This is a genomic window from Azospirillum endophyticum (genome assembly GCF_016595245.1).
GTDB lineage: Bacteria > Pseudomonadota > Alphaproteobacteria > Azospirillales > Azospirillaceae > Azospirillum > Azospirillum endophyticum.
Genome location: NZ_JAENHM010000045.1, coordinates 16,934 through 42,133, shown reverse-complemented (window position 1 = coordinate 42,133; position 25,200 = coordinate 16,934). Strand labels below are relative to the sequence as shown.

General features: G+C 68.5%; 30 protein-coding genes. 9 read left to right on the top strand and 21 right to left on the bottom strand.

Annotated features, from left to right (window positions below):
- Positions 1-43: 43 nt before the first annotated feature.
- Entirely contained in the window at positions 44-1,573 is a 1,530-nt protein-coding gene (locus JHL17_RS15405) for a S1 family serine peptidase (RefSeq protein ID WP_200194407.1), read from the bottom strand.
- Positions 1,574-1,708: 135 nt separating this feature from the next.
- On the opposite strand from JHL17_RS15405, the gene hisB reads away from it, so the two are divergent.
- The 7 genes from hisB to JHL17_RS15370 all read left to right on the top strand — a co-directional run bounded on the left by hisB (position 1,709) and on the right by JHL17_RS15370 (position 5,958).
- Positions 1,709-2,332 carry an imidazoleglycerol-phosphate dehydratase HisB gene (hisB, locus tag JHL17_RS15400; RefSeq protein WP_044550958.1) on the top strand — a complete coding sequence of 208 codons (624 nt, stop codon included), beginning with the start codon at positions 1,709-1,711 and terminating at the stop codon, positions 2,330-2,332.
- 66 nt (positions 2,333-2,398) lie between these two features.
- Positions 2,399-3,043, top strand: a complete 645-nt coding sequence (hisH, locus tag JHL17_RS15395; protein ID WP_200194406.1) for an imidazole glycerol phosphate synthase subunit HisH — start codon at positions 2,399-2,401, stop codon at positions 3,041-3,043.
- Positions 3,044-3,047: 4 nt separating this feature from the next.
- The gene (locus tag JHL17_RS15390; protein WP_200194405.1) at positions 3,048-3,590 is read left to right on the top strand and encodes a GNAT family N-acetyltransferase; all 543 of its coding nucleotides are present in this window, start codon (positions 3,048-3,050) and stop codon (positions 3,588-3,590) included.
- Positions 3,591-3,636: 46 nt separating this feature from the next.
- Entirely contained in the window at positions 3,637-4,383 is a 747-nt protein-coding gene (gene hisA, locus JHL17_RS15385) for a 1-(5-phosphoribosyl)-5-[(5-phosphoribosylamino)methylideneamino]imidazole-4-carboxamide isomerase (protein ID WP_109074916.1), read from the top strand.
- Entirely contained in the window at positions 4,383-5,183 is an 801-nt protein-coding gene (hisF, locus tag JHL17_RS15380) for an imidazole glycerol phosphate synthase subunit HisF (RefSeq protein ID WP_200194404.1), read from the top strand. Before hisA ends, hisF begins: the two co-directional genes overlap by 1 nt.
- A complete protein-coding gene (locus JHL17_RS15375) occupies positions 5,176-5,559 on the top strand; it encodes a phosphoribosyl-ATP diphosphatase (RefSeq protein ID WP_200194402.1) in 384 nt (127 codons plus the stop codon). The genes hisF and JHL17_RS15375 overlap by 8 nt, the downstream gene beginning before the upstream one ends.
- A gap of 30 nt (positions 5,560-5,589) precedes the next feature.
- Complete coding sequence (locus JHL17_RS15370) at positions 5,590-5,958, top strand: histidine triad nucleotide-binding protein (protein ID WP_200194401.1); 369 nt, start codon at positions 5,590-5,592, stop codon at positions 5,956-5,958.
- A gap of 169 nt (positions 5,959-6,127) precedes the next feature.
- Here the strand turns inward: JHL17_RS15370 and JHL17_RS15365 are convergent, their stop codons facing one another.
- The 13 genes from JHL17_RS15365 to JHL17_RS15305 all read right to left on the bottom strand — a co-directional run bounded on the left by JHL17_RS15365 (position 6,128) and on the right by JHL17_RS15305 (position 16,038).
- A complete protein-coding gene (locus tag JHL17_RS15365; RefSeq protein WP_200194400.1) occupies positions 6,128-6,526 on the bottom strand; it encodes a helix-turn-helix domain-containing protein in 399 nt (132 codons plus the stop codon).
- A gap of 24 nt (positions 6,527-6,550) precedes the next feature.
- Positions 6,551-7,126: a Smr/MutS family protein gene (locus JHL17_RS15360; protein ID WP_200194399.1), complete on the bottom strand. Its 576-nt coding sequence runs from the start codon at positions 7,124-7,126 to the stop codon at positions 6,551-6,553.
- A gap of 155 nt (positions 7,127-7,281) precedes the next feature.
- Positions 7,282-8,130 (bottom strand): shikimate 5-dehydrogenase, encoded by an 849-nt coding sequence (locus tag JHL17_RS15355; RefSeq protein ID WP_200194398.1) that lies wholly within the window; start codon positions 8,128-8,130, stop codon positions 7,282-7,284.
- Positions 8,131-8,162: 32 nt separating this feature from the next.
- A complete protein-coding gene (ccmI, locus tag JHL17_RS15350; RefSeq protein WP_200194397.1) occupies positions 8,163-9,584 on the bottom strand; it encodes a c-type cytochrome biogenesis protein CcmI in 1,422 nt (473 codons plus the stop codon).
- Positions 9,584-10,054 carry a cytochrome c-type biogenesis protein gene (locus JHL17_RS15345; protein ID WP_200194396.1) on the bottom strand — a complete coding sequence of 157 codons (471 nt, stop codon included), beginning with the start codon at positions 10,052-10,054 and terminating at the stop codon, positions 9,584-9,586. The genes ccmI and JHL17_RS15345 overlap by 1 nt, the downstream gene beginning before the upstream one ends.
- Complete coding sequence (locus tag JHL17_RS15340; RefSeq protein ID WP_200194395.1) at positions 10,054-10,608, bottom strand: DsbE family thiol:disulfide interchange protein; 555 nt, start codon at positions 10,606-10,608, stop codon at positions 10,054-10,056. The genes JHL17_RS15345 and JHL17_RS15340 overlap by 1 nt, the downstream gene beginning before the upstream one ends.
- A gap of 13 nt (positions 10,609-10,621) precedes the next feature.
- A complete protein-coding gene (locus tag JHL17_RS15335) occupies positions 10,622-12,628 on the bottom strand; it encodes a heme lyase CcmF/NrfE family subunit (RefSeq protein ID WP_200194394.1) in 2,007 nt (668 codons plus the stop codon).
- Between the two features lie 7 nt (positions 12,629-12,635).
- Entirely contained in the window at positions 12,636-13,100 is a 465-nt protein-coding gene (gene ccmE / locus JHL17_RS15330; protein ID WP_200194393.1) for a cytochrome c maturation protein CcmE, read from the bottom strand.
- Positions 13,097-13,330 (bottom strand): heme exporter protein CcmD, encoded by a 234-nt coding sequence (ccmD, locus tag JHL17_RS15325; RefSeq protein ID WP_200194392.1) that lies wholly within the window; start codon positions 13,328-13,330, stop codon positions 13,097-13,099. Before ccmD ends, ccmE begins: the two co-directional genes overlap by 4 nt.
- Positions 13,331-13,335: 5 nt before the next feature.
- Complete coding sequence (locus tag JHL17_RS15320) at positions 13,336-14,118, bottom strand: heme ABC transporter permease (protein ID WP_200194391.1); 783 nt, start codon at positions 14,116-14,118, stop codon at positions 13,336-13,338.
- A gap of 232 nt (positions 14,119-14,350) precedes the next feature.
- Positions 14,351-14,755 (bottom strand): EVE domain-containing protein, encoded by a 405-nt coding sequence (locus JHL17_RS15315; protein ID WP_247893568.1) that lies wholly within the window; start codon positions 14,753-14,755, stop codon positions 14,351-14,353.
- 63 nt (positions 14,756-14,818) lie between these two features.
- Entirely contained in the window at positions 14,819-15,235 is a 417-nt protein-coding gene (locus JHL17_RS15310; RefSeq protein ID WP_200194390.1) for a VOC family protein, read from the bottom strand.
- 113 nt (positions 15,236-15,348) lie between these two features.
- Entirely contained in the window at positions 15,349-16,038 is a 690-nt protein-coding gene (locus JHL17_RS15305; protein WP_200194389.1) for a helix-turn-helix transcriptional regulator, read from the bottom strand.
- A 123-nt stretch (positions 16,039-16,161) separates the two neighbouring features.
- On the opposite strand from JHL17_RS15305, the gene JHL17_RS15300 reads away from it, so the two are divergent.
- On the top strand, positions 16,162-16,512 hold the full coding sequence (locus JHL17_RS15300) for a hypothetical protein (RefSeq protein WP_200194387.1): 351 nt from the start codon (positions 16,162-16,164) through the stop codon (positions 16,510-16,512).
- Between the two features lie 13 nt (positions 16,513-16,525).
- A complete protein-coding gene (locus tag JHL17_RS15295; protein ID WP_200194386.1) occupies positions 16,526-17,059 on the top strand; it encodes a PIN domain-containing protein in 534 nt (177 codons plus the stop codon).
- Between the two features lie 106 nt (positions 17,060-17,165).
- Here JHL17_RS15295 and pnp read toward each other — a convergent pair whose 3' ends face one another.
- The 7 genes from pnp to infB form a co-directional block, all read right to left on the bottom strand.
- Entirely contained in the window at positions 17,166-19,277 is a 2,112-nt protein-coding gene (pnp, locus tag JHL17_RS15290; RefSeq protein WP_200194385.1) for a polyribonucleotide nucleotidyltransferase, read from the bottom strand.
- A 363-nt stretch (positions 19,278-19,640) separates the two neighbouring features.
- Positions 19,641-19,910 (bottom strand): 30S ribosomal protein S15, encoded by a 270-nt coding sequence (rpsO, locus tag JHL17_RS15285; protein ID WP_200194384.1) that lies wholly within the window; start codon positions 19,908-19,910, stop codon positions 19,641-19,643.
- A gap of 14 nt (positions 19,911-19,924) precedes the next feature.
- A complete protein-coding gene (gene truB, locus JHL17_RS15280) occupies positions 19,925-20,866 on the bottom strand; it encodes a tRNA pseudouridine(55) synthase TruB (protein WP_200194383.1) in 942 nt (313 codons plus the stop codon).
- Entirely contained in the window at positions 20,856-21,467 is a 612-nt protein-coding gene (gene rbfA, locus JHL17_RS15275; protein WP_200194381.1) for a 30S ribosome-binding factor RbfA, read from the bottom strand. Before rbfA ends, truB begins: the two co-directional genes overlap by 11 nt.
- Before the next feature lie 48 nt (positions 21,468-21,515).
- The gene (locus JHL17_RS15270) at positions 21,516-21,893 is read right to left on the bottom strand and encodes a PIN domain-containing protein (RefSeq protein WP_200194380.1); all 378 of its coding nucleotides are present in this window, start codon (positions 21,891-21,893) and stop codon (positions 21,516-21,518) included.
- Positions 21,890-22,198, bottom strand: coding sequence for a type II toxin-antitoxin system Phd/YefM family antitoxin (locus JHL17_RS15265; RefSeq protein WP_200194379.1), 309 nt, complete (start codon positions 22,196-22,198; stop codon positions 21,890-21,892). Before JHL17_RS15265 ends, JHL17_RS15270 begins: the two co-directional genes overlap by 4 nt.
- Positions 22,199-22,296: 98 nt before the next feature.
- Entirely contained in the window at positions 22,297-25,185 is a 2,889-nt protein-coding gene (gene infB / locus JHL17_RS15260; protein WP_200194378.1) for a translation initiation factor IF-2, read from the bottom strand.
- Positions 25,186-25,200 lie beyond the last annotated feature (15 nt).

Sequence of the window (25,200 nt, the reverse complement as noted above, 5' to 3'; positions counted from 1 at the left end):
GCAGGGCTTCGACCCCACGGACCGCGGCGGCAGGGCATCCGGTCTATGTGGGAGGGGTAAGGTCCCCGTCAAGCGGATCGCCATCCGGCACCTGGTCGTCCCAGGCCGGCTCCCCCATCGGGTCGGCAGCGCCGCCGCGGCGCGTCTTGCCCTGCCTGGGCATCGCAGGGGCAGGGACGACGCCGACCGGATCCGCACCCAGCCGGTCGAGCAGGGAACCGAGCGCCAGGAACTCGACCAGCCCGGCGGGCGTGGCGACGGAGCGGCCGGCGGACGGGGCGACGCCGACCAGCGCGCCGGTCGCGTCCAGCAGCGGGTCGCCGGACTCAGTCACCGCGGTGAACAGGGTGGCGGAGCCCAGATCCGCCTGGATCAGCGTGGCGCCGCGTCCCCCATCGGCAGGCAGACCGCCGACGATGCCGGCGATCTCCCGCCCGTGCCCCCTGGGAACCGCCCGCACCGGTTCGCTGACCCGCAGGCTCCCGGTGCGGACGGGCAGGGCGGCCAGCCGTGCCGGCACCCGGACCAGCGCGAAGCCGCTGGCCGCGTCGCGCCGGACCACCCAGCCGGTCAGCTCCACCCCGCGGGCCGGCCGCACGGCGACGGTGGGGTCGGATCCCGGAAGGGGTGCCAGCAGCACGGCCTGCACCTCGCCTGCGACATCGGTCTCGCCGATCACCAGCCCGAGCGACCTGCCGACCGGTATCCTCGCCGCCGCGGTCCTGCCGCCTCCGGTTCCGGCACGGAACAGAAGCCGATCCGATGCGACGGCTGCCGCGGCCGGAACGGCCGGAGTCGGAGCCGCAACCAAGGCCGGCGTCAGCGGCGTGGGGCCGGATCCGGCCGGTGCCGTTGCGGGACGTGCCGGTCCCGGAAATGCCGGTGGCGGCACGGATGAAGCGGGCAGGGGGCTGCCGGACAACAGGGCACGCAGCCCGTCGTCCGCGGCGAGAGCCTCCACCGCGGCGGCGAAAGCCTCTTCGACCAGCATGGTCTCGCCCTGCGGCACGCCGCGGTCCTGCACCGTGGCGCCGGTGGTGACCAGACGATGGACCAGCCCGCCGCCGCGCGCGTCATAGACCGTCCATTCCACCCTCACGCTGCCGGTGCCCGAACTGCCCTTGCTGCTTCCGGTCAGCCAGTTGGTTCGGTGGCACAGCTCCAGCTGCACGTCGCGCAGGTCGCCTTGCACGGTGAAGCGGGCGCGGCTGCGGTTTCCGTCGGGATTGTCGGGACCCCCGGGCCGGCCGACCACGTCGAAGCCGGTGGCGGTCATCACCTCGCCGAACCGCTCCTCGAAGGTGGAGCCGCGCCGCATGTTCACGCCGCTGGTCCAATAGACGTCGTCATAGGGCGGGGCGCAGTCGATGTCCCAGACATAACGGCCGATCTGCATGCCGCGCCGCATCGATCCGGTCGTCAGTTCGCCGAAGCGCAGCGGCGCCGTGGTCCCGCGGGCGACCGGCGGCGCCGTCCTGACGGCCTGCGGCGGCGGAGACAGGCCGCCGCAGCCGGCCGGCGGCAGGCAAAGGAGAAGCAGAACCGCCGCGGAGGGGAGCGGGTGTGTCGTCATAAGTGGATATGCACGCAGTGAGTGTAAAAGACTATAGACCGCACACCTTCGTAGGACAATCGTCGGAATGGACGGATGATCGGCCGTCGGTGCCACGCGCTGGCGCGTGCGAATGCTTCCTGCTACAAAACCGCCATGGACCAGACCCCCATCAATGGCGGCCGCCGCGCCTCGATCGAGCGGAACACCACGGAGACCCGGATCCGGGTCGCGCTGAACCTGGACGGCACCGGCGTCTACGACGTCAAGACGGGGGTCGGCTTCCTCGACCACATGCTGGAACAGCTGTCGCGCCACAGCCTGATGGACCTGACGGTCCTGGCCGACGGCGACCTGCACATCGACTACCACCACACGACCGAGGACACCGGCATCGCCATCGGCATGGCGGTGGCGAAGGCGCTCGGCGACCGCAAGGGCATCCAGCGCTACGGCCATTCCTATGTGCCGATGGACGAGACGCTGACGCGGGTGGCGCTGGACTTCTCCAACCGGCCCTACCTGATCTGGAAGGTGAATTTCACCCGCGACAAGATCGGCGATTTCGACACCGAGCTGTTCCGCGAATGGTTCCAGGCCTTCGCCATGGCCGCCGGCGTGACCCTGCACGTCGAAAACCTGTATGGCGAGAACAACCACCACATCGTGGAAAGCTGCTACAAGGCGCTTGCCCGCGCGCTGCGCGCCGGGGTGGAGATCGACCCGCGCAAGCGCGATGCGGTGCCCTCCACCAAGGGCACGCTCGGCGGATCGCTCTGACGGCGGGGACCTCCCGGTCCAGCCAAGAACCCCCTCCGCCGCCCTATCGGAAGGTTTGTCACGTCCATGGAAACGGTCGCGCTGATCGATTACGGCTCCGGCAACCTGCGCTCCGCCGCCAAGGCGATCGAGCGCGCGGCCGGCGAAGCCGAGGCTTCCTACACCGTCCTCGTCACCTCCGACGCCGATGCGGTCCGCCGGGCCGACCGCGTGGTCCTGCCGGGCGTCGGCGCCTTCGCCGACTGCAAGCGCGGTTTGTCGGAGGTTCCCGGCATGCTCGAGGCGCTGGAGGAGACGGTGCATCGCCGCGGCCGGCCCTTTCTCGGCATCTGCGTCGGCATGCAGCTGATGGCGGAACGCGGGCGCGAATACGGCGTGACCGAAGGGCTGGGTTGGATAAGCGGCGAGGTGGTGAAGCTGGAGCCGTCCGACCCGGCCCTGAAAATCCCGCATATGGGGTGGAACGAGCTGAACTTCCGCCGGCCGCACCCGGTTCTGGCCGGGCTGCCGGAAGGTGCGCACGCCTATTTCGTCCATTCCTACCGGTTCAAGCCGGCCGATCCCGACACGCTGATCGCCTCGGCGGATTATGGCGGACCCTTCGCCGCGGTGGTCGGGCGCGACAATCTGGTCGGCACCCAGTTCCACCCGGAGAAGAGCCAGGCCACCGGCTTGGCGCTGATCGCCAATTTCCTGCGCTGGAAGGTCTGAGACGATGGCCGAGATCGCCATCGACAGGGTCGATGCGCTGAAGACCGCCGAGTTGCACGACCTTTGCGACGCGGCCGACGACGCCATCCGCGCCGGCGGCGGTTTCGGTTGGGTCGAGCCGCCGCCGCGCGACGTGATGGAGCGCTTCTGGAAAGGCGTCCTGGTGGTGCCGGAACGGGTGCTGTTCGTCGCCCGCCTGGACGGGGTGGTGGCCGGATCCGCCCAGTTGGTCAAGCCGCCGCGCAACAACGAGGCGCAGGCCCACGCCGCCCAGCTGACCACCAGCTTCGTCGCTCCCTGGGCGCGCGGCCATGGCCTCGCCCGCCGCCTGACCATGGCGGTGGTGGAGGAGGCACGCGCCGTCGGCTTCAAAGTGCTGAACCTGGATGTCCGTGCGACGCAGGAGGCGGCGATCGCGCTCTACGAATCGCTCGGCTTCAGGCGCTGGGGCACCCATCCCTTCTACGCGCTGGTGCAGGGCAAGCCGCTTGCCGGCCATTTCTACTGCAAAGATCTCGATCCCGCTTCCCAGACGCCCGTCCCGTAACCGCCCGCCCGACAACCGCCAGCCACGCCATAGGAAGACGCCCGCGATGATCATCTATCCCGCCATCGACCTCAAGGACGGTGCCTGCGTCCGCCTGCTGCGCGGCGAGATGAGCCAGGCCACGGTCTTCAACACTGATCCCGGCGAACAGGCCCGCCTGTTCCAGAGCCAGGGCTTCGAATGGCTGCATCTGGTCGACCTCAACGGCGCCTTCGAAGGCAAGCCGGTGAACGGTGCCGCGGTCGAGAGCATCCTGAAGTCGGTGACCATCCCGGTCCAGCTCGGCGGCGGCATCCGCGACCTGAACACCATCGGCATGTGGCTGGAGAAGGGCATCAGCCGCGTCATCCTGGGCACGGTGGCGCTGCGCGATCCGGAGTTGGTCAAGGCCGCCTGCCGCGAGTTTCCGGGCAAGGTCGCCGTCGGCATCGACGCGCGCGAGGGCTATGTCGCCGTGGCCGGCTGGGCCGAGACCTCCGACATCAAGGCGCTGGATCTGGCGCTGAAGTTCGAGGATTGCGGCGTCGCCGCCATCATCTATACCGACATCAACCGCGACGGCGCGATGGGCGGCGTCAACGTGGAGTCGACCTCCGACCTCGCCTTCCACCTGACCACCCCGGTGATCGCGTCCGGCGGCGTGTCCTCCATCGAGGACCTGAAGGCGCTGAAGCTGGAGGAGGACACCGGGATCGAGGGCGTGATCTGCGGCCGGGCGCTGTACGATGGCCGGATCGATCCGAAAGAGGCGCTGGCCCTGCTCTCCGCCCCCGCCGTCGAGGACGCCGACTGATGCTGAAGATGCGCGTCATCCCCTGCCTGGACGTCAAGGACGGCCGGGTGGTGAAGGGGGTCAACTTCGTCGATCTGGTCGATGCCGGCGATCCGGTGGAGCAGGCCCGCGTCTACGACCGCGAGGGCGCCGACGAACTGACCTTCCTCGACATCACCGCCAGCCACGAGAACCGCGACACCATCTTTGACGTGGTGCGGCGGACGGCGGAGCAGGTCTTCATGCCGCTGACCGTGGGCGGCGGCGTCCGCACGGTCGACGACATCCGCAAGCTGCTGCTGGCCGGCGCCGACAAGGTGTCGATCAACACCGCGGCGATCCACCGTCCGGAGTTCGTGCGCGAAGGCGCCGAGAAGTTCGGCGCCCAGTGCATCGTCGTCGCCATCGACGCCAAGAAGGTGGCTCCCGGCAAATGGGAGGTCTTCACCCATGGCGGGCGCAACGCCACCGGCATCGACGCGGTGGAATGGGCCATGCGGATGGAATCGCTGGGGGCGGGCGAGATCCTGCTGACCTCGATGGACCGCGACGGCACCAAGAGCGGCTTCGACCTGGAGCTGACCCGCAAGGTGGCGGACAGCATCCGCGTCCCGGTGATCGCGTCGGGCGGCGTCGGCACGCTCGACCATCTGGTGGAGGGCATCCGCGAAGGGCACGCCACCGCGGTGCTCGCCGCCTCGATCTTCCATTTCGGCACCTACACCATCGGACAGGCCAAGGCGGCGCTTGCCGCCGCCGGCATCCCGGTGCGTCCGGCCAGGGCGGCCGAGACGGCAGCCGTGGAGAAAGCCAATGGGTGACAAGAAGTCGACCGATAAGGCGGGCGAGAAACCCGTCGAGAAGGCTCCGGCTCCGCTGGGGGCCGAGGTGCTCGACCGCCTGTTCGTCACCGTCCAGGCCCGCAAGGGGGCGGATCCGGAGACCTCCTACACCGCGAAGCTCTACAGCCGCGGCACCGCCAAGATCGCCCAGAAGGTGGGCGAGGAGGCGGTGGAGGCGATCCTAGAAGCGGTGCGCGGCGACAAGGCGGCGCTGGCCGCGGAATCCGCCGACCTGCTCTATCACCTGCTGGTGCTGTGGGCCGACCTCGGGCTGGATCCGGCGGAAGTCTGGAGCAAGCTCGGCCAACGCGAGGGCACCAGCGGCATCGACGAGAAGAAGTCCCGCAAGGCTTGACCGGGACTCCCCACCAAGAGGACGCATGCGATGGCCAAGATCTATGACGCCGACAACGTGTTCGCTCGCATCCTGCGCGGCGAAATCCCGTGCAACAAAGTGCATGAGACCGACCACGCGCTCGCCTTCCACGACATTGATCCGCAGGCGCCGACCCATGTGCTGGTGATTCCGAAGGGCGCCTACACCGACCTGGACGACTTCACCGCCAATGCTTCGGAGGCGGAGATCGCCGGCCTGTTCCGCGCGGTGGGCGAGGTCGCCCGCATGGTCGGCGCCGAGGGTCCCGGCTATCGCATCCTGTCCAACTGCGGTGAGGCGGCGCACCAGGAAGTGCCTCATTTGCATATCCACCTGTTCGCCGGCCGCGATTTGGGGCGGATGCTCGGCAAGGCCTGAGGGGAAGTCAGGTTTCGCGATTGCGGAGTTAGACCCCCACCCTAACCCTCCCCCGCTGGGCGGGGGAGGGACTGCCGCAGCCTTTCCGAACAAGCACTTATCCCCTCCCCCGCCCAGCGGGGGAGGTTGGGTGGGGGGCATCGTCAGCCGATACCTCTCCAAAAAGCCACTATCTCCGCCGTACCCACACCCGCCGCCGTGTCGTCGTCTTCGGCGGCACCGCGTCCAGGATCGCCAGGATCGCTTCGATCCGCTCCTCGTCCAGCTCGCCGATGTGTTCCGACAGGCGGTTGGCGAGTTCCGTCGCCTTGGAACTCAAGCCTGCGGTGTCGACCGTCACGCGGGGATGGGACAGGGCCGCCAGCCGTTCCAGCTCTTCCGCGTCGTCCCAGATGATGCCGAAATAGGCGCAGATCTGCCGGACCAGCTGGGGGGAGGGCTGGCCGCGCTTGCCATGTTCCAGGGCCGACAGGTAGGCGGACGAGATGGACAGGTCGGTCGCCATCTGCTTCAGCGTCACGCCCCTGGCGTCCCGCAGCGACCGGACCCGTTCGCCGAACGGGGTCATGTGAAGTCCCTGATTGTTTGGGACTCAGTCCTTACGGTCGCGCCGCCGTTTGATCAAGACATAGAGCGCGCCGTCGCCGCCGTCCCTGGGCTGGGCCGGCTGGATCGCCAGCACCATCGGGCGCAGGGCCGGATCCCCCAGCCAGCGGGGGGTTGCCTGGCGCAGGACGCCCAGGCTGCCGAAGCTGCCCTTGCCGGTGATGACCAGCACGCAGCGCCGTCCCTCGTTCCAGGCACGGTGGACGAAGGAGGCGAGCGCCGTGTGCGCCTGGGCCTGGGTCATGCCGTGCAGGTCGATGCGGCCGTCGATCTCCAGCTCGCCGCGGCGGAAGCGGTCGCCGGTGCGGCGGTCGATGTTGGCGGTGGAACCGGGCGTCAGCGGCGGCTGGGAGTGCCGGGCGGGGCGGGGCGGGGAGGGATGCTGGCGCGGCGTCGGCGGCGGGGCGAGGCTGGTCGCCACCGGCTCCTCCACCAGCTCCGCCATGGTCGCCAGCGGTTCCGCCTCCGCCTCGACCTGCCGTCCGGGCATCGGTTCGGCGTCGCGCATGGCGATCCGCCACAGGCGCCGCTCGTCGGGCGTGGGCAGTCGTCTGCGGGTCATCGGCGCGGAACCTTCTGCGGAAATGAAAAGGGCGGTACCGACGGATAAAGCCCGCCGGCCCGCCCCTGTCAATGTGTGTCGCCGCCCGGCATAGAAAAAGGGCGCAAAGAAAAAGGGCGCGAAGGAGAACGAGGCCCCGTCGAAGGAAGCCCGGCTCAGGCTTGCGAATAGGCCGCCGCCGCCGCGACCTGTTCGTCGGTCGGGCGCACGCCGGTGTAGAGCACGAACTGTTCGAGCGCCTGCAGGGCGATGACCTCGGCGCCGGTGATCACCGGCTTGCCGGCCTCGCGCGCGGCGCGGATCAGCGGGGTCTCGGCCGGCATGGCGACGACGTCGAACACCTGGGCAGCCGTGGCGACCAGCGCCGGCTCGAAGGCGAGGGTCCCGGCCTCCGGTCCCCCCGCCATGCCCAACGGCGTGACGTTGACCAGCAGCGATCCTTCGGCGATTCCGGCGGTGTCCGGCTGCCAGGGCAGGCTGTACTCGTCGGCCAGCCGGCGGCCGGTCGCTTCGTTGCGGGCGATCAGCGTGCCGTTGGTGAAGCCGGAATCGCGCAGCGCGCACAGCACCGCGCGGGCCATGCCGCCGCTGCCGCGCAGCGCGAAGGGCAGGCCGGGCGAGACGTCGTGGCGGTCGAGCAGCGTGCGGACCGCGAGATAGTCGGTGTTGTAGCCGCGCAGCCGGCTGCCGCCGTCCTCGCCCCCGCCTGCGCCGGTGTCGTTGACGATGGTGTTGACCGACTGCAACCCGGCGGCCGACGGATCCAGATCGTCGAGGAAGGGGATGCAGGCTTCCTTGAAGGGCATCGACACGCCGCAGCCGCGGATGTTCAGCGCCCGGATGCCGGTGATGGCGCCCGGAAGGTCGCCGGTGGTGAATGCCTTGTAGACGTAGTTCAGCGAAAGGGCGTCATAGAGGTGATTGTGGAAGCGCGTGCCGATGTTGCTCGGACGGCCCGAGAGCGAAATGCACAGGCGCGTGTCTCTGTCGATCTTGTGGGGCAACCAAACCTCTCCTTGCCGTCATGCGTCGCGGGTCAGCCGCCCGCCTTCAATGCGTCCAAACGACCTTTCAGCAGAGTGTATTCGGGATCGCTCGGCTTGAACTGGGCGATCAGCTTACCCCAATGGGCGGTGGCCTCGTCCTTGCGGCCCGACATCATGGCGTCGAGGCCGAGCAGCCACAGCGCGTCCTTGTTCTCCGGCTCCGCCTTCAGCGCCAGACGCAGGGCGGACGTGGCTTCCTCCGGCAGGGGCTTCGGCGTCTCGTTGCGCGGCTGGCTCTGGAGGACGGCGTTGGCGTAGGCGACCTGCACGTCGGCGCGGTCCGGCGCCCGTTCGCGCGCCTTGCCGGCGGCGTCCAGCGCCTTGGCCGTCTCGCCCAGCACGCCGTAGGAGCGGGCGAGCTTCAGCCAGCCGTCGACGTCGGACGGATCGGCGTCCAACCGGGCAGCGAGGTTGGCGACCATGCCGCGGATCATCTCGTCCTGGCCCTGGGCGCTGGGCGCACCATTGGCCTGCGCGTTCGGAGCCGCCGGCTGTCCACCCTGCTGCCCTTGCGCCGCCTGTTCCTTCTGTTCCGGCGGCAGCGGTTGCGGCGTGACCTTGGCGGGGTCGAGGTTCAGCGCAACCGCGGCCTCGCGGATCTGGTCGCGCACCACCGGCACCCACGGCGCGTCGGCCGGCGATTCCGCCATCAGCGCGCTCCAGCGGTCCAGCGCCCCCTGCTGGTCACCGGCCTGGAAGCGGGCGAGCGCGGCGAAGAAGCGGGCGCGCGGATCCTTGGGTTCCTTCGCCAGCACGGCGTCGAAGGCGGCCACCGCCTCTTCCGGCACCATGCCGTCGTTGGCGGAAACCAGCGTTTCGCCGAACAGGCCCTGAAGCTCGACATCGTCCTTGTTCAGGGCGACGGCGTGGCGCAGCGCGTCGGCGGCGTCGCCGTTGCGGCCCATCTTGGCATAGGCCTGCCCCAGGATCAGCCAGCCTTGCTGGTCGGTGGGGTTCTCCGCCAGCTGGGCCTTCAGCTTGTCCATCGCGGCCAGCACGCTCTTGGGCGGGCCGCCGCGCTCCTGCTCCAGGTTGCGCGAGGCCAGCGGCTGGGCCGGCAGGTCGGGACGGCCGACCGATCCATAGACCGCAAGCGCGCCGACCGGCAGCACCAGCGCCAGCAGCACGGCCAGGACGCGGGCGCTGCGCGGGGTGACCGTCGCGCCGGACGGGCCGCTCTTCTCCGCCGTCGCCAGCATGCGCCGGGCAATCTCCGCCTTGGCCGCTTCCGTCTGCGCGTCGTTGATCAGGCCGCGCGACCGGTCGCGCTCCAGCTCGTCCAGCTGGTCGCGGTAGACCTCGCGGTCGAACTCCTCGCGGTCGGGGCCGGATCCGGCCGAGCGCAGCAGCGGCGGCACGATCAGCAGCAGCACGGCCGCGGTCAGGACGGCGGCGAAAATCCAGAACAGCATCAGTCGTCTTTCCGCAGCAGGGCATCCAGCCGCCGCCGCTCATCCGCGCTCAGGGGAGCGGTGTCGGCGCCGGCGGCCACGCCGCGCCGCCCGCGCAGGAACAGGAAGGTGCCGGCCGCGCCCAGCAGCAGCACGGCGAAGGGGCCGACCCACAGCACCAGCGTGGTCGCCTTGAACGGCGGCCGCAGCAGCACATAGTCGCCGTAGCGGTCGGTGACGTACTCCATCACCTTGGTGTCGCTGTCGCCGGCCTTCAGCCGGTCGCGCACCAGCAGGCGCAGGTCGCGGGCCAGCGGCGCGTTGCTGTCGTCGATCGACTGGTTCTGGCAGACGAGGCAGCGCAGCTCCTGGCTGATGGCGCGGGCGCGGGTCTCCAGCGCCGGATCCGGCAGCACCTCGTCCGGCTGGACGGCCAGGGCGGGCGCAAGAGTGGACAGTGCCAGCAGGGCGGCGAGGAGGACGCGCTTCATCAGCCCTGCCTCAGATGCTTGACCATCGGCAGGATCTGCTCCTCGACCACCTGCGGGGTCAGCGGGCCGACATGCTTGAAGCGGATGCGGCCCTTGCGGTCGATCAGGTAGCTTTCCGGCACGCCGTAGACGCCCCAGTCGATCGACACCCGGCCATCCTGGTCGGCGCCGATGGCGGCATAGGGATTGCCGTTGCGCGACAGCCAGGTCAGCGCATCCTCCGGCTTGTCCTTGTAGTTGATGCCGTAGACCGTCACCCCCTGCTCGCGCGACAGGCGGGTGATGACGGGATGCTCCGCCTTGCAGGGGATGCACCAGGAGGCGAAGACGTTCACCAGCGTCACGTCGCCGGTCAGCTTGGCCGAGGACAGGCCGCCGGCCCCCAACTGTCCCTGGACCGGCTGGCCCGGGATAGCCGGCAGGTCGAAGGTCGGCGCCGGCTTGTCGATCAGGGCCGACGGGATGTCGCGCGGGTCGCGCTCGAACCCCAGGTAGAAGGCCACGCCCACCCCGAGGAACAGCAGGAAGGGCAGCAGGTAGAGAAGGCGGCGCATCGTGTCTTTGTCCTCATTCGGCCGGCAGCGGAGCCGATTTGTCGCCAGTTTTCCCGGCCATGCGGCGCCGTTCAGGCGCGCCGATGCGGAAGCGGCGATCGGTCAGGCTCACCAGTCCGCCCAGCATCATGCCGATGCCGCCGATCCAGATCCACGGCACCAGCGGGTGGTGGTAGATGCGGACGATCCAGGCGGTGCCGTTCTGCGTCGGGTCGCCCAGCGCCACATACAGGTCGGAGAAGACCGTGGTGTGGATGGCCGATTCCGTGGTGGTCATGCGGGTGGTGCTGTAGCTGCGGCGTTCCGGCTCCAGCGTGGCGATCTGCCGGCCGTCCTTCGTCACCGTGAAGGTGCCGCGCTCCGCCTTGAAGTTCGGGCCGTCGACCAGCCCGACGCCGTCGAACCGGAACTCGTAGCCGGCGACGCTGGCCCGGTCGCCCGGCTTCATCGCGCTGATCGATTCCGTCTGCCACGCCGAGGTGCCGGTCATGCCCAGGATCGACAGGCCGACGCAGGCATGGGCGATGGTCATGCCCCAGGCGCTGCGCGGCAGATGCACGGCGCGGTTCCAACTGTTGCGGAACGAGGTGCGGAACAGGGCGATGCGGTCGGCGAACTCCACCAGCGAGCCGACGAAGGCCCAGGCGGCAATGCCGATGCCGACCAGCGCCAGCAGCGGGCCGCTGCCCGCCTTGACATAGGCGGTGACGGCGACGGCGGCCACCACGGCGACGCCGGCCACCCACAGCCGGGTCAGCGCCGACCCCAGATCCGCCCGCTTCCACGACAGGAAGGGGCCGACGACCATGGCGATCACCATCGGGATGGCGACGGGCAGGAAGGTGGCGTTGAAGAAGGGGGCGCCAACCGACACCTTGCCCAGCTTCATGATGTCGAGGAACAGCGGATAGAGCGTGCCGATGAACACCGTCGCCGTCGCGGTCGACAGCAGCAGGTTGTTCAGCACCAGCGCCCCTTCGCGGCTGATCGGCGCGAACAGCCCGCCCGCCTTCAGCGACGGCGCCCGCAGGCTGTAGAGCAGCAGCGAGCCGCCGGTGGCGATGGCCAGCAGCACCAGGATGAAGATGCCGCGCTTGGGATCGACGGCGAAGGCGTGCACCGAGGTCAGGATGCCGGAGCGCACCAGGAAGGTGCCCATCAGCGACAGCGAGAAGGTGACGATGGCCAGCAGGATGGTCCAGCTCTTCAGCGCGTCGCGCTTCTCCACCACGATGGCGGAGTGCAGCAGCGCCGTGCCGGCCAGCCAGGGCATGAAGGACGCGTTCTCCACCGGATCCCAGTACCACCAGCCGCCCCAGCCCAGCTCGTAATAGGCCCACCAGGAGCCCATGGCGATGCCCATGGTCAGGGTCGACCACGCCGCCAGCGTCCAGGGCCGCACCCAGCGCGCCCAGGCGGGATCGACCCGCCCTTCGATCAGCGCGGCGACGGCGAAGGAGAAGGCCATGGAGAAGCCGACATAGCCCGCATAGAGGAAGGGCGGGTGGAAGGCGAGGCCGGGATCCTGCAGCAGCGGATTCAGGTCGTTGCCGTCGAGGGGCGCCGGAATCACGCGGATGAAGGGGTTGGAGGTGATCAGGATGAACAGCAGGAAGCCGACCCCGATCAGCCCCTGGACCGCCAGCACGCGTGCCTTCAGCGTCGGCGGCAGGTTGCGCCCGAAGACGGCGACGGCGGCGCCGAAGATCGTCAGCATGACGATCCACAGCATCATCGAGCCCTCGTGGTTGCCCCAGACGCCCGACACCTTGTAGAGCATCGGCTTGGCCGAGTGGCTGTTCTGCACCACGTTCAGCACGCTGAAATCCGACACCACATGCGCCCAGGTCAGGGCGGCATAGGCGAGCAGCACCAGCAGCATCTGGGCGATGGCGGCGGGCACCGCGACGTTCATCCAGGCGCCGTTGCGGGTGGCGGCACCGACCAGCGGCGGCACCGACTGCACCAGCGCGACGAACAGCGCCAGCACCAGCGCGTAATGGCCGAGTTCGGGGATCACGGTCCCGCTACTCCTTCTTCGCGGTCTTCGTCGCGGATTCGGCAGGGTTCTTGTAGACGCCGGCCTGCTTCAGCGCTTCCGACACCTCGGGCGGCATGTAGTTCTCGTCATGCTTGGCCAGCACCTCGCGCGCGACGAAGACGCCGCCGGTCATCCGGCCCTCCGCCACCACGCCCTGGCCCTCGCGGAACAGGTCGGGAAGCTGGCCGCGATAACGGACGCTCACCGTGTTGGCGGTGTCGGTGACGCGGAAGGCGGTGGTGACGCCGTCCGGCTGCTTCTGCACGCTGCCTTCCTCGACCAGCCCGCCCAGGCGGAAATTGCGGTCGCCGACCTGCTGGGTCTGCAGTTGGCTCGGGCTGTAGAAGAAGACGATGTTGTCCTGGAAGGCGGTCAGCGCCAAGGCGGTCGCCGAACCCAGCCCGAGAAGGGCGAGGCCCAGCATGTAGAGGCGGCGTTTCTTGCGGGTCATCCTTCGCTCGCTTCCGCCGGCGTTCCGGCGCTCTGTTCGGCCGCTTTCCGACCGGTGTTGCGGGTGCGGCGGCGGGCCGGACGGGCGCTTTCCAGCGCCTTCAGCGTCGCCTCGGCGTTGCGCAGCCCCTTCCAGGTGGCGACCAGCAGGCCCAGCAGGACGAGGGTGGCGATGCCGTAGGCCGGCCAGACATAGGCGGCATACCCGCCCATATGGAGGAACTCGTTCATCGTCCTTACCCCCGCATCCCATCCGTCACGGTGCCGTTGACGGCCCCATCGCCGGTCCTGTCGCCGGCAGGCCCACCGGCGACCGCCAGTCGCAGCGTCTGGATCTTGCGCTGGGCGATCTCGGTGCGCACGCGCAGCAGGACCACCGATAGGAAATAGGCGGTGAAGGCGCCGGCCATCACCAGCAGCGGCGTCAGCATGCTGGGGTCGATGCTGGGACCGCCCATCCGCACGACGCTGGCCGGCTGGTGCAGCGTGTTCCACCAGTCGACCGAGAACTTGATGATCGGCACGTTGACGATGCCGACCAGCAGCAGGACGTTGCCGGCCTTGGTGCCGCGCTGCGGATCGTCGAAGGCGTTCACCAGGGCCATGTAGCCGAGATAGAGGAAGAACAGGATAAGCACGCTGGTCAGCCGCGCATCCCATACCCACCAGGTTCCCCACATCGGCGCCCCCCACAGCGACCCGGTCACCAGACACACGAAGGTGAAGCCGGCGCCGATCGGGGCGGCGGCCTTGGCGAACAGGTCGGCCAGCGGGTGCTTCCACACCAGGCCGCAAGCTGCGGCGATGGCCATGTTGGTGTAGACGAACAGGCTCATCCAGGCGGCGGGCACATGGATGTACATGATCCGCACCGTCTCGCCCTGCTGGTAGTCGGGCGGCGAGCTGAACAGGCTGAACCACAGACCGAGGATCGTCAGGATCACGGTCGCCCCGGCGCACCACGGCAACAGCAGGGCCGACAGGCGCAGGAAGCGGGCGGGGTTGGCGAAACGATGCATGGAACGATGGCCCCGGTACGGATGACCTTGGTCAGGCTTGCGGACGATATAAGCGCATGTATAGCGGACTGCGAGGGGTTTCGCCTTGATCTCGGTCAGGCGGACCCGCCATTCGTTCGTACGCTGACACCAAGGTATGAGGCGCCTCAGACCTCCAGTGCCGCCTGTTTTCCCGTTGTGGGACGCCGGTGGCGGGGTCTTTCATCCCCGCGCACCGGTGATTTTTTCCGGATCAGGCGGCGACCGCGTCTCGTGCCGCCGCCCGCATCTCCCCGGCGATCAGGTCGAAATCGCGCAGGCTCACCGGCAACAGGCCGAAGCGGAAAGCATAGCCCCAGTTCCGCACCCCGGCGGTCAGCTCCAGCCGGTCGAGCAGCGGCTGGATCGGCGTCTCCTCCGCCGGCCACCAGCCGACGTTGCGCCGGAAGGGAACGAAGCCGCCGCCCATGTCGAAGCGGTAGGGTTCTCCCGGCAGGATGGTGCCGATGGCGGTGAAGGACTTCAGCCCGTCCGCCGTGCCGAACCGGTCGGTGGGGGAGTAGTAGACGACCCGGTCCGCCCGGCCGGATCCGCCGCAGCGGGGCCGCCTTGCCGTGGCAGACCTGCATGAAGCCGCCGGCCCGGCCGCGCCGCACATGCTCGGCGCAGGCCACGGCGATCCAGGCTGCGATCGGGGCGCCGGTGTACGTGCCGCCGCCGCTCACGACCGCACCTGTTCGGCTTGCGTCTCTTCCCGGTGGGGGGCGAACACGCGCAGGCGGTGGCCGTCGGGGTCGCTTGCAACGAAGGTATGACCGAAATCCATCGCGGTCGGCCGTTGCAGGATGGTCAGGCCGCGGGCGCTCCAGTCGGCGTGGAGGCTATGGACAGCCGCCTCGTCGGCGACGCTGAAGGCGATTTCGCTGCCGCCGGGGGCCGTTGCCGCCGGTTCCACCGTGTGGCGCGACCACAAGCCCAGCATCAGCCCGTCTCCCGCCTTGAACATGGCGAAGGTGGGAGAGGCCTCGACCGGCTCCCGGCCGAGCAAGGCGGCATAGAAGGTGGCGCTGGCGGCCGGGCTGTCGACGTGAAGAAGGACGAAATCGAGGGCGAGGGCAGCGGTCTGCGGCGCGGTCATGGCTGGCTCCGGTCTTGAAGGATTGGGGTGGGGCGGCGGCCGGTTCGTTCCGTCACCCTCACCGGCAAGGCCAAGACTAGGCTCCTATGCTGACAGTTTCCGTCAGCATACCGTCAGCGTTGCGGGATGCCCTCCGCCGCGCGCCACTCCTTCAGCATCGCCTGCCGGCGGCGGGGATAACGGGTGTCGCTGGCGGTCAGCGCCAGGATGCGGTCGGTGCGGAAGTGGCGGAAGGACTGGCGCAACTCGCACCATGCCACCATCACCCGCACCCGGTCGAAGAAGCCCAGCGCGAAGGGCCAGACAATGCGCCGGCTTTCCGACCCGTCGCGGTCGCGATAGGCGATCTCGAGCTTGCGCTCCGCCCGGATCGCACTGCGGATGGTCGCCAGCTCGGCGTCCCCGACCGGGATCGGTTCGCCCGGCCCGACCAGCAGGGCCGAGCTGTCCAGCCCCTCCCGCCTGTCCGGCGGCAGCACCGCGGCGATCTTGGCGAGCGCGTCGCGCGCCGCCCCGCCCAGCCTGCTGTCGCCGCGCTCCACCACCCAGCGCGACCCCAGCACCAGCGCCTCGACCTCTTCCTCGGTGAACATCAGTGGCGGCAGCAGGAAGCCGGCGCGCAACAGATAGCCGACCCCCGGCTCCCCCTCGATCATCGCGCCCTGCGCCTGCAGCGTGGCGATGTCGCGGTAGAGCGTGCGCAGGCTGACCCCCAGCCCGTCGGCAAGCGACTTGCCGCTGACCGGCTGGCGGTGCCGCCGCAGAACCTGCATCAGATCGAGGAGACGTTCGGCGCGCGACATCGGCGGGGAAGGGTAGGGTTTGGAGAAGCCTGCATAACATGATGCCCGGTTGGGGCGAATGCCGCTTGTCGGTCCATTGCAGTTGGATCATATCTGGAGAAACCCCAGTTTCTGGAGAAAGCCATGCCTGCCCGCACCATCTCGGCCTATGCGGACGAAGAAACCGCGCGGGTCGTGGAACAGATAGCCGAACTGGAAGACCGTTCTCCCGCCCAGATCGCCGCAGCGGCGCTGCGCTTTTACGCTCGGCTGCCCTCCGAAGCACGGGCGGCCTTTCGCCGGATAGAAAAGCTCGGGACGGATGAGGATCTCGACTCCCTGACCCGTGCCATCACGCGGAAGACTCTGGATGCGGAATGGGAGGTGGCGCACCGCCGCTTCATCGGCGGGATGACCGGTGTCCCGGTTCCATCCGCCGACGAGGGCGTGGACGAAAATGACCTGCTGGCGAAAGCCGTACGTCTGACGCAGTGACGGCATCCGAACGATGCCGCCTGTCCTGAACATCTGCCTGGATTTGAATATCTGGTGCGCCGCTTTCCTGGCCGACCGCAAGGGTGCCAAGGGCACGGCTTCTCAAACCCTGGTCGGCACGGCGCGGGCAGGGCAGGCTGCTGATCTTTCGCTGCAACTGGTCGTGTCCTGGGGGATGCTGACCCGGTTGCGTAAGGTCTTTGAAGTGGACTGGAGCGTTCCGCGTCCGACGGTGGACCTGCTGGTCGAATCGATTGCCGGTTACGCCCGGCTGGGTCCGGCCGGAACGGCGCCGCACCTTACGCTCGGCGGTACCGGGTTGATGCCGATGCGCGACGAGGAGGACGCCCATGTCGTGGATACCGCGATGGCGGGAGGAGCGCATCTGCTCGTCACTGCCAACTTCGACGACTTTCTGGGCCTGAAAGGTCGGATCCTGGAGGGTGGACGGGTGGCGTTGATTGAATCCGCGAAGGCGCGCCTGATCGTCGCTCATCCGTTCCGAGCCGTCGAATGGCTGCGTTCCGGTCGGTTGCCCGTCCTGTAGCGTCGAACCACCTTGCAACAAAAAAGGCGCCTTCCCACGGGAAAGCGCCTTTTTTGTTGACCCGGCAGGGAGGGCTTCAGCCCGCCCCGCCGTCAAGTCCGGCGGATCACTCCGCCTTCTTGGTCAGGTCTTCGCCGGTGGCCTGGTCGACCTGCTTCATCGACAGCTTGACCTTGCCGCGGTCGTCGAAGCCGATGACCTTGACCTTCACCGAGTCACCCTGCGACACGACGTCCGACACCTTGCCGACGCGCTGCTGCGCCAGCTCGGAGATGTGGACGAGGCCGTCGCGCGAGCCCAGGAAGTTCACGAAGGCGCCGAAATCGACGACCTTCACCACCTTGCCGGTGTAGACGACGTTCATCTCCGGCTCGGCGACGATGCCCTTGATCCACTCGATGGCGGCGTCCGACTTCTTCTGGTCGACGGCCGAGACCTTGACGGTGCCGTCGTCGTCGATGTCGATCTTGGCGCCGGTCTGCTCGACGATCTCGCGGATCACCTTGCCGCCGGAGCCGATCACGTCGCGGATCTTCTCCTTCGGGATGTTGATCACGGTGATGCGCGGGGCGTTCTCGTTGACGCCTTCGCGGGCGCCGGTCAGCGCCTTCGACATCTCGCCCAGGATGTGCAGGCGGCCGTCCTTGGCCTGGCCCAGCGCGATCTTCATGATCTCCTCGGTGATCGAGGTGATCTTGATGTCCATCTGCAGCGCGGTGACGCCGACCTCGGTGCCGGCGACCTTGAAGTCCATGTCGCCGAGGTGGTCTTCGTCACCCAGGATGTCCGACAGGACGGCAAAGCCGTGGTCTTCCTTGATCAGGCCCATGGCGATGCCGGCGACCGGACGGATCAGCGGCGCGCCGGCGTCCATCAGCGACAGCGAGGTGCCGCAGACGGTGGCCATCGAGGAGGAGCCGTTGGACTCGGTGACTTCCGACACGACGCGCAGCGTGTAGGGGAAGTCTTCCTTCTTCGGCAGCAGCGGGTGGATGGCGCGCCATGCCAGCTTGCCGTGGCCGATCTCGCGGCGGCCCGGGCTGCCCATGCGGCCGGCTTCACCCACCGAATACGGGGGGAAGTTGTAGTGCAGCATGAAGTGCTCGCGGTACTCGCCCTCGAGCGCGTCGATGATCTGCTCGTCCTGGCTGGTGCCCAGCGTGGTGACCACCAGCGCCTGGGTCTCGCCGCGGGTGAACAGGGCCGAGCCGTGGGCGCGCGGCAGGATGCCGACTTCCGACACGATCGGGCGCACGGTCTTGGTGTCGCGGCCGTCGATGCGGCGGCCGGTCTTGAGCACGGCGCCGCGCAGGATGTCGGCCTCCAGCTCCTTGAACTCGAAGCCGATCGACTGGTTGTCGAATTCCTCGGCCAGCGTCTCGAGCGCCTTCGCCTTGGCGGCGCCGACCTTCTCGTAGCGGCTCTGCTTCACCGTCTCGGTGTAGGCGGCTTCGACGTCCGAGCCGACGGTCTCGCGCAGGCGGGCCTTCAGGGCCTTGCGGTCATAGGCCGGCTCCGGCAGGTCCCACGGCTCCTTGGCCGCGTCCTCGGCGAGGTCGATGATCATGTTGATCACCGGCTGGAAATTGGTGTGGCCGAACATGACGGCGCCCAGCATGACCTCCTCGGTCAGCTCCTTGGCTTCCGATTCGACCATCAGCACGCCTTCGACGGTGCCGGCGACGACCAGATCCAGATCGCTGTCGCCAACCTCGTCCCGGGTCGGATTCAGAACGTACTGGCCGTTCTTGTAGCCGACGCGGGCGGCGGCGATCGGACCGAGGAACGGGATGCCGGAGATCGTCAGGGCGGCCGAGGCGCCGACCATCGCCACGATGTCCGGATCGTTCTCCAGATCATGGCTCAGCACGGTGCAGACGACCTGCGTCTCGTTGCGGAAGCCGTCGGCGAACAACGGACGGATCGGACGGTCGATCAGGCGGCTGACCAGCGTTTCCTTTTCGGTGGGACGGCCTTCACGCTTGAAGAAGCCGCCGGGAATCTTGCCGGCCGCGAAGGCCTTTTCCTGGTAATTGACGGTCAGCGGGAAGAAATCGATGCCCGGCTTCGGCGCCTTGGCGGCGACGGCGGTGCACAGGACGGTGGTGTCGCCATAGGTGACCAGCACCGCGCCGTTGGCCTGACGGGCGATCTTGCCCGTTTCCAGGACCAGCTTGCGGCCGCCCCACTCGATTTCCTTGCGATGAACAGTAAACATGGATTCTTTCCTTCCATCCGACACCCTGAAACGGCCGGATTGCCGCCCAAGGCCGGGGCCATCGGTCGTAGGACCCCGCGAGAAAACTGGAGATACGGCGTTCGACAACAGGACCAAATCAATCAAGATGGAGGCGTCGCGGATGCAAAAAAGGCCGGTCCCCGAATAAACGGGCCGGCCTGTCCATCACGAAACGCTCAAGATCGAGTTTCTATTGCCAATAACCAATGAGGTGTTCCGGAACGGTACAGGTGAATGAAGATCTCGGTATCGGCTCTCTATGGTCCCGCCGGACTTTCGCGGAAACCCCCGGCCGGTGGCCGGCCAGGGGAACCCGAACCCGTCAGGGGGACGGCGCTGCGATCAGCGGCGCAGGCCCAGACGCTCGATCAGCGTGGCGTAGCGCGACTGATCCTTCTTCTTCAGGTAGTCGAGCAGACGGCGGCGCTGACCGACCATCACCAGCAGACCACGGCGGGAGTGGAAGTCCTTCTTGTGGCCCTTCAGGTGATCCGTCAGGTTGCTGATGCGCTCCGTCAGGATCGACACCTGGACCTCGGGCGAACCGGTGTCGTTGGTGCCGCGGGAATATTCCTTGATCAGCTCTTGCTTGCGCTCGGGCGTAATCGACATCGGGGTCTCCTAAATCACGTGAGGTTGAGCACGCGCACCGGACGGACCTCCGCCCCCTCGACACGGGCCAACGCCACCGGCGTTCCGCCGAAAAGCGCAATGACGGTGCCATCCCCACCGTCAGCACCCTGAACCGCCATCAGCCGTTCACGATCCTGCCGGGTGAGGAGAGCGACCGTCTGGCCGTGCCTCAGTCGGTGCGCTTCCGCTTCCGTCAGGGCCAGCGCCGGGATGTCGTCCAGCGCGGTCTCGATCGGCAACAGAAGTCGTTCGACGGCCGCACCTTGCTCCATGGCGGCCAGATCGTCCAGGGAAATCGCGCGGTCCAGGGTGAAGGAGCCGACGCGCAGACGGCGCAGAAGGCCGACATGGCCCACCGTGCCCAGCGCTTCCGACAGGTCGCGCGCCAGCGAGCGGACATAGGTGCCCTTGCCGCAATCGACTTCGAACACCGCATGGTCGGCGTCGGGCTCCTCGACCAGCTCGAAGCGGTCGATGCGCACGGTGCGGGCGGCCAGATCGACGGCGTCGCCTTCGCGCGCGATGTCGTAGGCGCGCTCGCCGTCGATCTTGATGGCGCAGAATTGCGGCGGCACCTGCTGGATCTCGCCCAGGAAGGCGGGCAGGGCGGCGCGGATTTCGTCGGTCGATGGACGGTGGTCGGAGCGGTCGATCACCGCGCCCTCGCGGTCGTCGGTGGTCGTGCGTTCGCCCCAGCGGATGGAGAAGCGGTAGGTCTTGGCGCCGTCCATGGCATAGGAGACGGTCTTGGTCGCCTCGCCCAGCGCGATCGGCAGGATGCCGGTCGCCAGCGGGTCCAGCGTGCCGCCATGGCCCGCCTTCTCGGCGTTCAGCAGGCGGCGCACCTTCGACAGCGCCTGGGTGGAGGTCATGCCTTCCGGCTTGTCCAGCACCACCCAGCCATGGATCGGCGTACCCTTGCGCTTACGAGCCACGACGGCCGCCCCGGCTCTCGTCCTTGTTCTCGTTCTTATCCTCGTCGTCGAGCATGGCGCGGTCGTCCTCTTCGAGGTCGTCCTCCGCAGCGTCGGGGTCCTCGTCCTCCCCGTCCTCATCCTCGTCCCAGGAATCGTCCTCATCCCCATCATGATCATCGTCATGGTCGTCGTCGCCGTTGACGCGGCCCAGCGGATGGCCGCTCAGGTCGCGGGCGACCTCCGGGCTGTGCAGGATGCTGTCGATGCGGTGGGCGTAGTCGAAGGAGGTGTCGCCCTCGAAGCTCAGCGTCGGGGCATGGCGGAGGTTGACCATGCGGGCGACCTGTCCGCGCAGGAAGGCGGCGGCCCGTTTCAGGGCGACCTGTGCCTCCTCCATCCGCTCGCCGCCCAGCGTCGCATAGAAGACGGTGGCGTTGGACAGGTCGGGGCTGATCCGCACCTCGGTGACCGTGACGTTCAGCGAGGCCAGCTCCGGGTCGTGGAAGTCCCCGCGGCGGAACAGGTCGGCGAGGGCGTGGCGAACCTCCTCGCCGACGCGCAGTTGCCGTTGGGACGGGGGCTTGCCGGCGATGAACGCGCCGCGCTTCTTGCTGGCCATGATACGTGTCTTTCGTCGATGTCTGCTACCCGTGCGGTCAGACGGCGGTCAGGACCAGAGAACGGGCACGTCGTAAAGTCTTATGGTTCGGTCGGCGCTCACCAGCGTTAAGCCGTCCGCCTGAGCCTGTGCGATCAGCATCCGGTCGAAGGGATCGCCATGGTGCCGGGGCAGGCGGTCCAACCTGTCGATGTGACGGACATCGATGGGTAGGATCGTCAGTCCATTTTCGGCCAGAAGACGATGGAACCCGGCGGGCAAAGTCAGCTTTCCGAGACCAACCTTGATGGTGAGTTCCCAGAGCGATGCGATGCTCGCCAGAACCGTGCTGGAGCCATCGGCGATCACCATCCGGACTGTAGGACCGAGCTTCGGGTCGTCGGCGGCCAGCCACAGCAGCACATGGCTGTCGAGCAGCAGCTTCACCCCGGCATTCCTTTCCACTGGTCCGGCCACTCCTCATCCGGAGCGAGACCGTAGAAACTCTTCAGCAGGTCGTCCGGCAGCGGAGCGTCGAAATCATCCGCGATCCGGATCCGGCCCTTGGCGAAGCCGAACCGTATCGGTGGCCTTCCGGCCGGAACGCCTTCGGATTGCGCGTTCTCGGCGACAGGCACCAGCTTCACCGCCGGCTTCCCGTCTCGAAGGATGACGATCTCCTCGCCATTCTCCACGCGGTCGATCAGTTCGGCCATGTGCCCGTCGGCTTCGGACAGCGGAATGCAATCCATAGCGTCACCTCCAGGTAGGCTTCACCACCTCGTCCGGAAAACGAACCGCCCGGCCCTCCCCGGTGAAATACCGGAAGGAGCCGGGCGGACCGCCGGTCTTACAGCTCGCGGGCGATTTCCTCGATCTCGAAGGCTTCGATCTGATCGCCGGCCAGGATGTTGTCGTAGTTCTCGAAGGCCATGCCGCACTCGTAACCCTCGCGGACGTCCTTGACTTCGTCCTTGAAGCGCTTGAGCGTCTTGAGCGTGCCTTCGTGAATGACGACGTTGTCGCGCAGCAGGCGGACGCCGGCGCCGCGCTTGACGGTGCCTTGCGTGACCATACAACCGGCGACCTTGCCGACCTTCGTGATGTTGAACACCTCGCGGATGGTCGCGTAGCCGATGAAGCGTTCCCGCAGCGTCGGAGACAACAGACCGGTCAGCGCCGCCTTCACGTCGTCGATCACGTTGTAGATGATCGAGTAGTAGCGGATTTCCACGCCGTCGCGCTTGGCGAGGTCGCGGGCCTGCGGGTTGGCGCGGACGTTGAAGCCGATGATCATCGCGTTGGACGCATTGGCCAGCGTGATGTCGGACTCGTTGATCGCACCGACCGAGTTGTGCAGGACGCGGACCTTGACCTCGGTGTTCTCGGCCGTGAGCTTCTCCAGCGAGCTGGCGATGGCTTCGATCGAGCCCTGCACGTCGCCCTTGATGACGACCGGCAGTTCCTTGGCCTCGCCGGCCTGGATGCGGCTGAACATGTCCTGCAGCGAACCGCGGGCCGACGCAGCCACCGCCGCTTCGCGCTTCTTGCGCTGGCGGAACTCGGCGATTTCGCGGGCACGGGCCTCGGACTCGACGACGGAGAAGTCGTCGCCGGCCATCGGCGTGCCGTTCAGGCCCAGAACCTCCACGGGCACGGCCGGGGCCGCCTCGTTGACGGTCTGGCCGCGGTCGTTGATCAGGGCGCGGACGCGGCCCCATTCGGCGCCGGTGACGAACACGTCGCCGACCTTCAGCGTGCCGCGCTGGACCAGCACGGTGGCGACCGAACCGCGGCCACGCTCCAGCTTCGCCTCGATGACGACGCCTTCGGCGGCGCGCTCGGGGTTGGCCCGCAGCTCCAGGATTTCGGCCTGGAGGAGGATGGCCTCTTCCAGCTTGCTCAGGTTGAGCTTGGCCTTGGCCGACACCTCGACGTCGAGAACGTCGCCGCCCATCTCTTCCACCACCAGCTCGTGCTGGAGCAGTTCCTGGCGGACGCGCTCCGGCTTGGCATCGGGCAGGTCGCACTTGTTGATGGCGACGATGATCGGAACCTTGGCCGCCTTGGCGTGGCGGATGGCTTCGATCGTCTGCGGCATGACGCCGTCGTTGGCGGCGACCACCAGCACGACCACGTCGGTGACGTTGGCGCCGCGGGCACGCATCTCGGTGAAGGCGGCGTGACCCGGCGTGTCGATGAAGGTGATCTTCGCACCCGACTCCAGCTGCACCTGATAGGCGCCGATGTGCTGGGTGATGCCGCCGGCCTCGCCCGACACCACGTCGGTCTGGCGCAGCGCGTCGAGCAGCGAGGTCTTGCCGTGGTCGACGTGGCCCATGATGGTGACGACCGGGGGACGAGACACCAGGATGGCGCCCTCTTCCTCGGTGGCACGCAGGCCGATCTCGACGTCGGACTCCGACACGCGGCGGACGCGGTGGCCGAACTCGGTGATCAGCAGCTCGGCGGTGTCGGCGTCGATGGTCTGGTTGATCGTCGCCATGACGCCCATGCGCATCAGCGCCTTGATGACGTCCGCACCGCGCTCGGCCATGCGGTTGGCGAGTTCCTGGACCGTGATGACTTCCGGCAGCACGACGTCGCGGGTGACCTTCGCGGTCTCCTGGCGGCTCATCTGACGCAGGCGTTCACGCTCGCGGGCACGGCGCACCGCGGCCAGCGACCGGGTGCGGTCGCTGCCGTCGTCGCTGAGCGCCTGCGAGACGGTCAGCTTGGTGCCCTTGCGGCGGTCGGCGCCGACGGGAGCCTTGGCGGCCGGACGGGCCGGCGCGGCCTTGGCGGGGGCGCCGCCACGACCACCCTTGCGGCGGTTGTCCTCCTCCTCCTCGGCGCGGGCCGGCGGGGCGCCGACGCCCGGCGGGGTGCGGCCGGGAGCGGCATCGGCGGCGGGACGGGCGGCGGCACCGCCGGGGCGCTGGTCGGCACCCGGGCGGGCACCGGCCGGACGGGCGCCGTCACGGGGCGCACCGTCGCGGCCGCCATCGCGGGCGCCGTCACGGCGGGGCGCCGGCTCGGCGTCGCGGCGCTTGGCCTCCTCGGCTTCCTTGCGCTTGGCCTCTTCCTCCTTGCGGCGGCGTTCGGCCTCGGCGGCGATCTTGCGATCCTCCTCCTGGATGGCGCGCATCTCGTCCAGCTCGCGCTGGCGCAAGGTGTCGGCATCCAGGATGACCGGCGGCATTTCCGGCTCGGCATGGGCCGGAGCGTCGGAAGCGGAGGGGGAGGCGGCCGGAGCGGCGGCATCGGAGGGAGCGGCCGCAGCGGCGGCGGCCTCTTCGGCGGCACGGGCGGCGGCCTCTTCGGCGCGGGCCTCGGCCCGGATCGCTTCCTCTTCGGCGTCGATCCGGCGCTGTTCCTCGAACGCCGCGGCGCCGCGAAGCGCGCGCAGGCGGGATTCCAGCTCCTCGCGGGTCAGCTGGCGCCCGGCGGGGGCACCGCCGCCACCGCCGCCGCGGGGCCGCTGGCCTGCCGCACCGCGCATGGGGAGGCCCTGGGCAGCCTGACGGGCGGCTGCACCGCCGTCGGCGACGCCGGGGACGGCGCCCTTTTCAACATGACGCTTGCGCTTGACCTCTACGGTCACCGGTTTGGACCGGCCATGGGAGAAGCTCTGCCGGACCTGGGTCTCGACCGGCTTCTTCGACTCCAGCTTTCCTTTGCCGGTGCCGGAGTTGAGGTGCAAGACTTTCTTCTGGTCCTGGTCGTTGCTGTCGGTCATCGGTTCCCGAATGGT

Excerpts from the sequence above, each read along its gene's own strand:
- JHL17_RS15405 (WP_200194407.1), bottom strand. The coding sequence starts at position 1,573 with ATGACGACACACCCGCTCCCCTCCGCGGCGGTTCTGCTTCTCCTTTGC.
- hisB (WP_044550958.1), top strand. The coding sequence starts at position 1,709 with ATGGACCAGACCCCCATCAATGGCGGCCGCCGCGCCTCGATCGAGCGG.
- hisH (WP_200194406.1), top strand. The coding sequence starts at position 2,399 with ATGGAAACGGTCGCGCTGATCGATTACGGCTCCGGCAACCTGCGCTCC.
- JHL17_RS15390 (WP_200194405.1), top strand. The coding sequence starts at position 3,048 with ATGGCCGAGATCGCCATCGACAGGGTCGATGCGCTGAAGACCGCCGAG.
- hisA (WP_109074916.1), top strand. The coding sequence starts at position 3,637 with ATGATCATCTATCCCGCCATCGACCTCAAGGACGGTGCCTGCGTCCGC.
- hisF (WP_200194404.1), top strand. The coding sequence starts at position 4,383 with ATGCTGAAGATGCGCGTCATCCCCTGCCTGGACGTCAAGGACGGCCGG.
- JHL17_RS15375 (WP_200194402.1), top strand. The coding sequence starts at position 5,176 with ATGGGTGACAAGAAGTCGACCGATAAGGCGGGCGAGAAACCCGTCGAG.
- JHL17_RS15370 (WP_200194401.1), top strand. The coding sequence starts at position 5,590 with ATGGCCAAGATCTATGACGCCGACAACGTGTTCGCTCGCATCCTGCGC.
- JHL17_RS15365 (WP_200194400.1), bottom strand. The coding sequence starts at position 6,526 with ATGACCCCGTTCGGCGAACGGGTCCGGTCGCTGCGGGACGCCAGGGGC.
- JHL17_RS15360 (WP_200194399.1), bottom strand. The coding sequence starts at position 7,126 with ATGACCCGCAGACGACTGCCCACGCCCGACGAGCGGCGCCTGTGGCGG.
- ccmI (WP_200194397.1), bottom strand. The coding sequence starts at position 9,584 with ATGCTGTTCTGGATTTTCGCCGCCGTCCTGACCGCGGCCGTGCTGCTG.
- JHL17_RS15345 (WP_200194396.1), bottom strand. The coding sequence starts at position 10,054 with ATGAAGCGCGTCCTCCTCGCCGCCCTGCTGGCACTGTCCACTCTTGCG.
- JHL17_RS15340 (WP_200194395.1), bottom strand. The coding sequence starts at position 10,608 with ATGCGCCGCCTTCTCTACCTGCTGCCCTTCCTGCTGTTCCTCGGGGTG.
- ccmE (WP_200194393.1), bottom strand. The coding sequence starts at position 13,100 with ATGACCCGCAAGAAACGCCGCCTCTACATGCTGGGCCTCGCCCTTCTC.
- ccmD (WP_200194392.1), bottom strand. The coding sequence starts at position 13,330 with ATGAACGAGTTCCTCCATATGGGCGGGTATGCCGCCTATGTCTGGCCG.
- JHL17_RS15320 (WP_200194391.1), bottom strand. The coding sequence starts at position 14,118 with ATGCATCGTTTCGCCAACCCCGCCCGCTTCCTGCGCCTGTCGGCCCTG.
- JHL17_RS15315 (WP_247893568.1), bottom strand. The coding sequence starts at position 14,755 with ATGTGCGGCGCGGCCGGGCCGGCGGCTTCATGCAGGTCTGCCACGGCA.
- JHL17_RS15310 (WP_200194390.1), bottom strand. The coding sequence starts at position 15,235 with ATGACCGCGCCGCAGACCGCTGCCCTCGCCCTCGATTTCGTCCTTCTT.
- JHL17_RS15305 (WP_200194389.1), bottom strand. The coding sequence starts at position 16,038 with ATGTCGCGCGCCGAACGTCTCCTCGATCTGATGCAGGTTCTGCGGCGG.
- JHL17_RS15300 (WP_200194387.1), top strand. The coding sequence starts at position 16,162 with ATGCCTGCCCGCACCATCTCGGCCTATGCGGACGAAGAAACCGCGCGG.
- JHL17_RS15295 (WP_200194386.1), top strand. The coding sequence starts at position 16,526 with ATGCCGCCTGTCCTGAACATCTGCCTGGATTTGAATATCTGGTGCGCC.
- pnp (WP_200194385.1), bottom strand. The coding sequence starts at position 19,277 with ATGTTTACTGTTCATCGCAAGGAAATCGAGTGGGGCGGCCGCAAGCTG.
- rpsO (WP_200194384.1), bottom strand. The coding sequence starts at position 19,910 with ATGTCGATTACGCCCGAGCGCAAGCAAGAGCTGATCAAGGAATATTCC.
- rbfA (WP_200194381.1), bottom strand. The coding sequence starts at position 21,467 with ATGGCCAGCAAGAAGCGCGGCGCGTTCATCGCCGGCAAGCCCCCGTCC.
- JHL17_RS15265 (WP_200194379.1), bottom strand. The coding sequence starts at position 22,198 with ATGGATTGCATTCCGCTGTCCGAAGCCGACGGGCACATGGCCGAACTG.
- infB (WP_200194378.1), bottom strand. The coding sequence starts at position 25,185 with ATGACCGACAGCAACGACCAGGACCAGAAGAAAGTCTTGCACCTCAAC.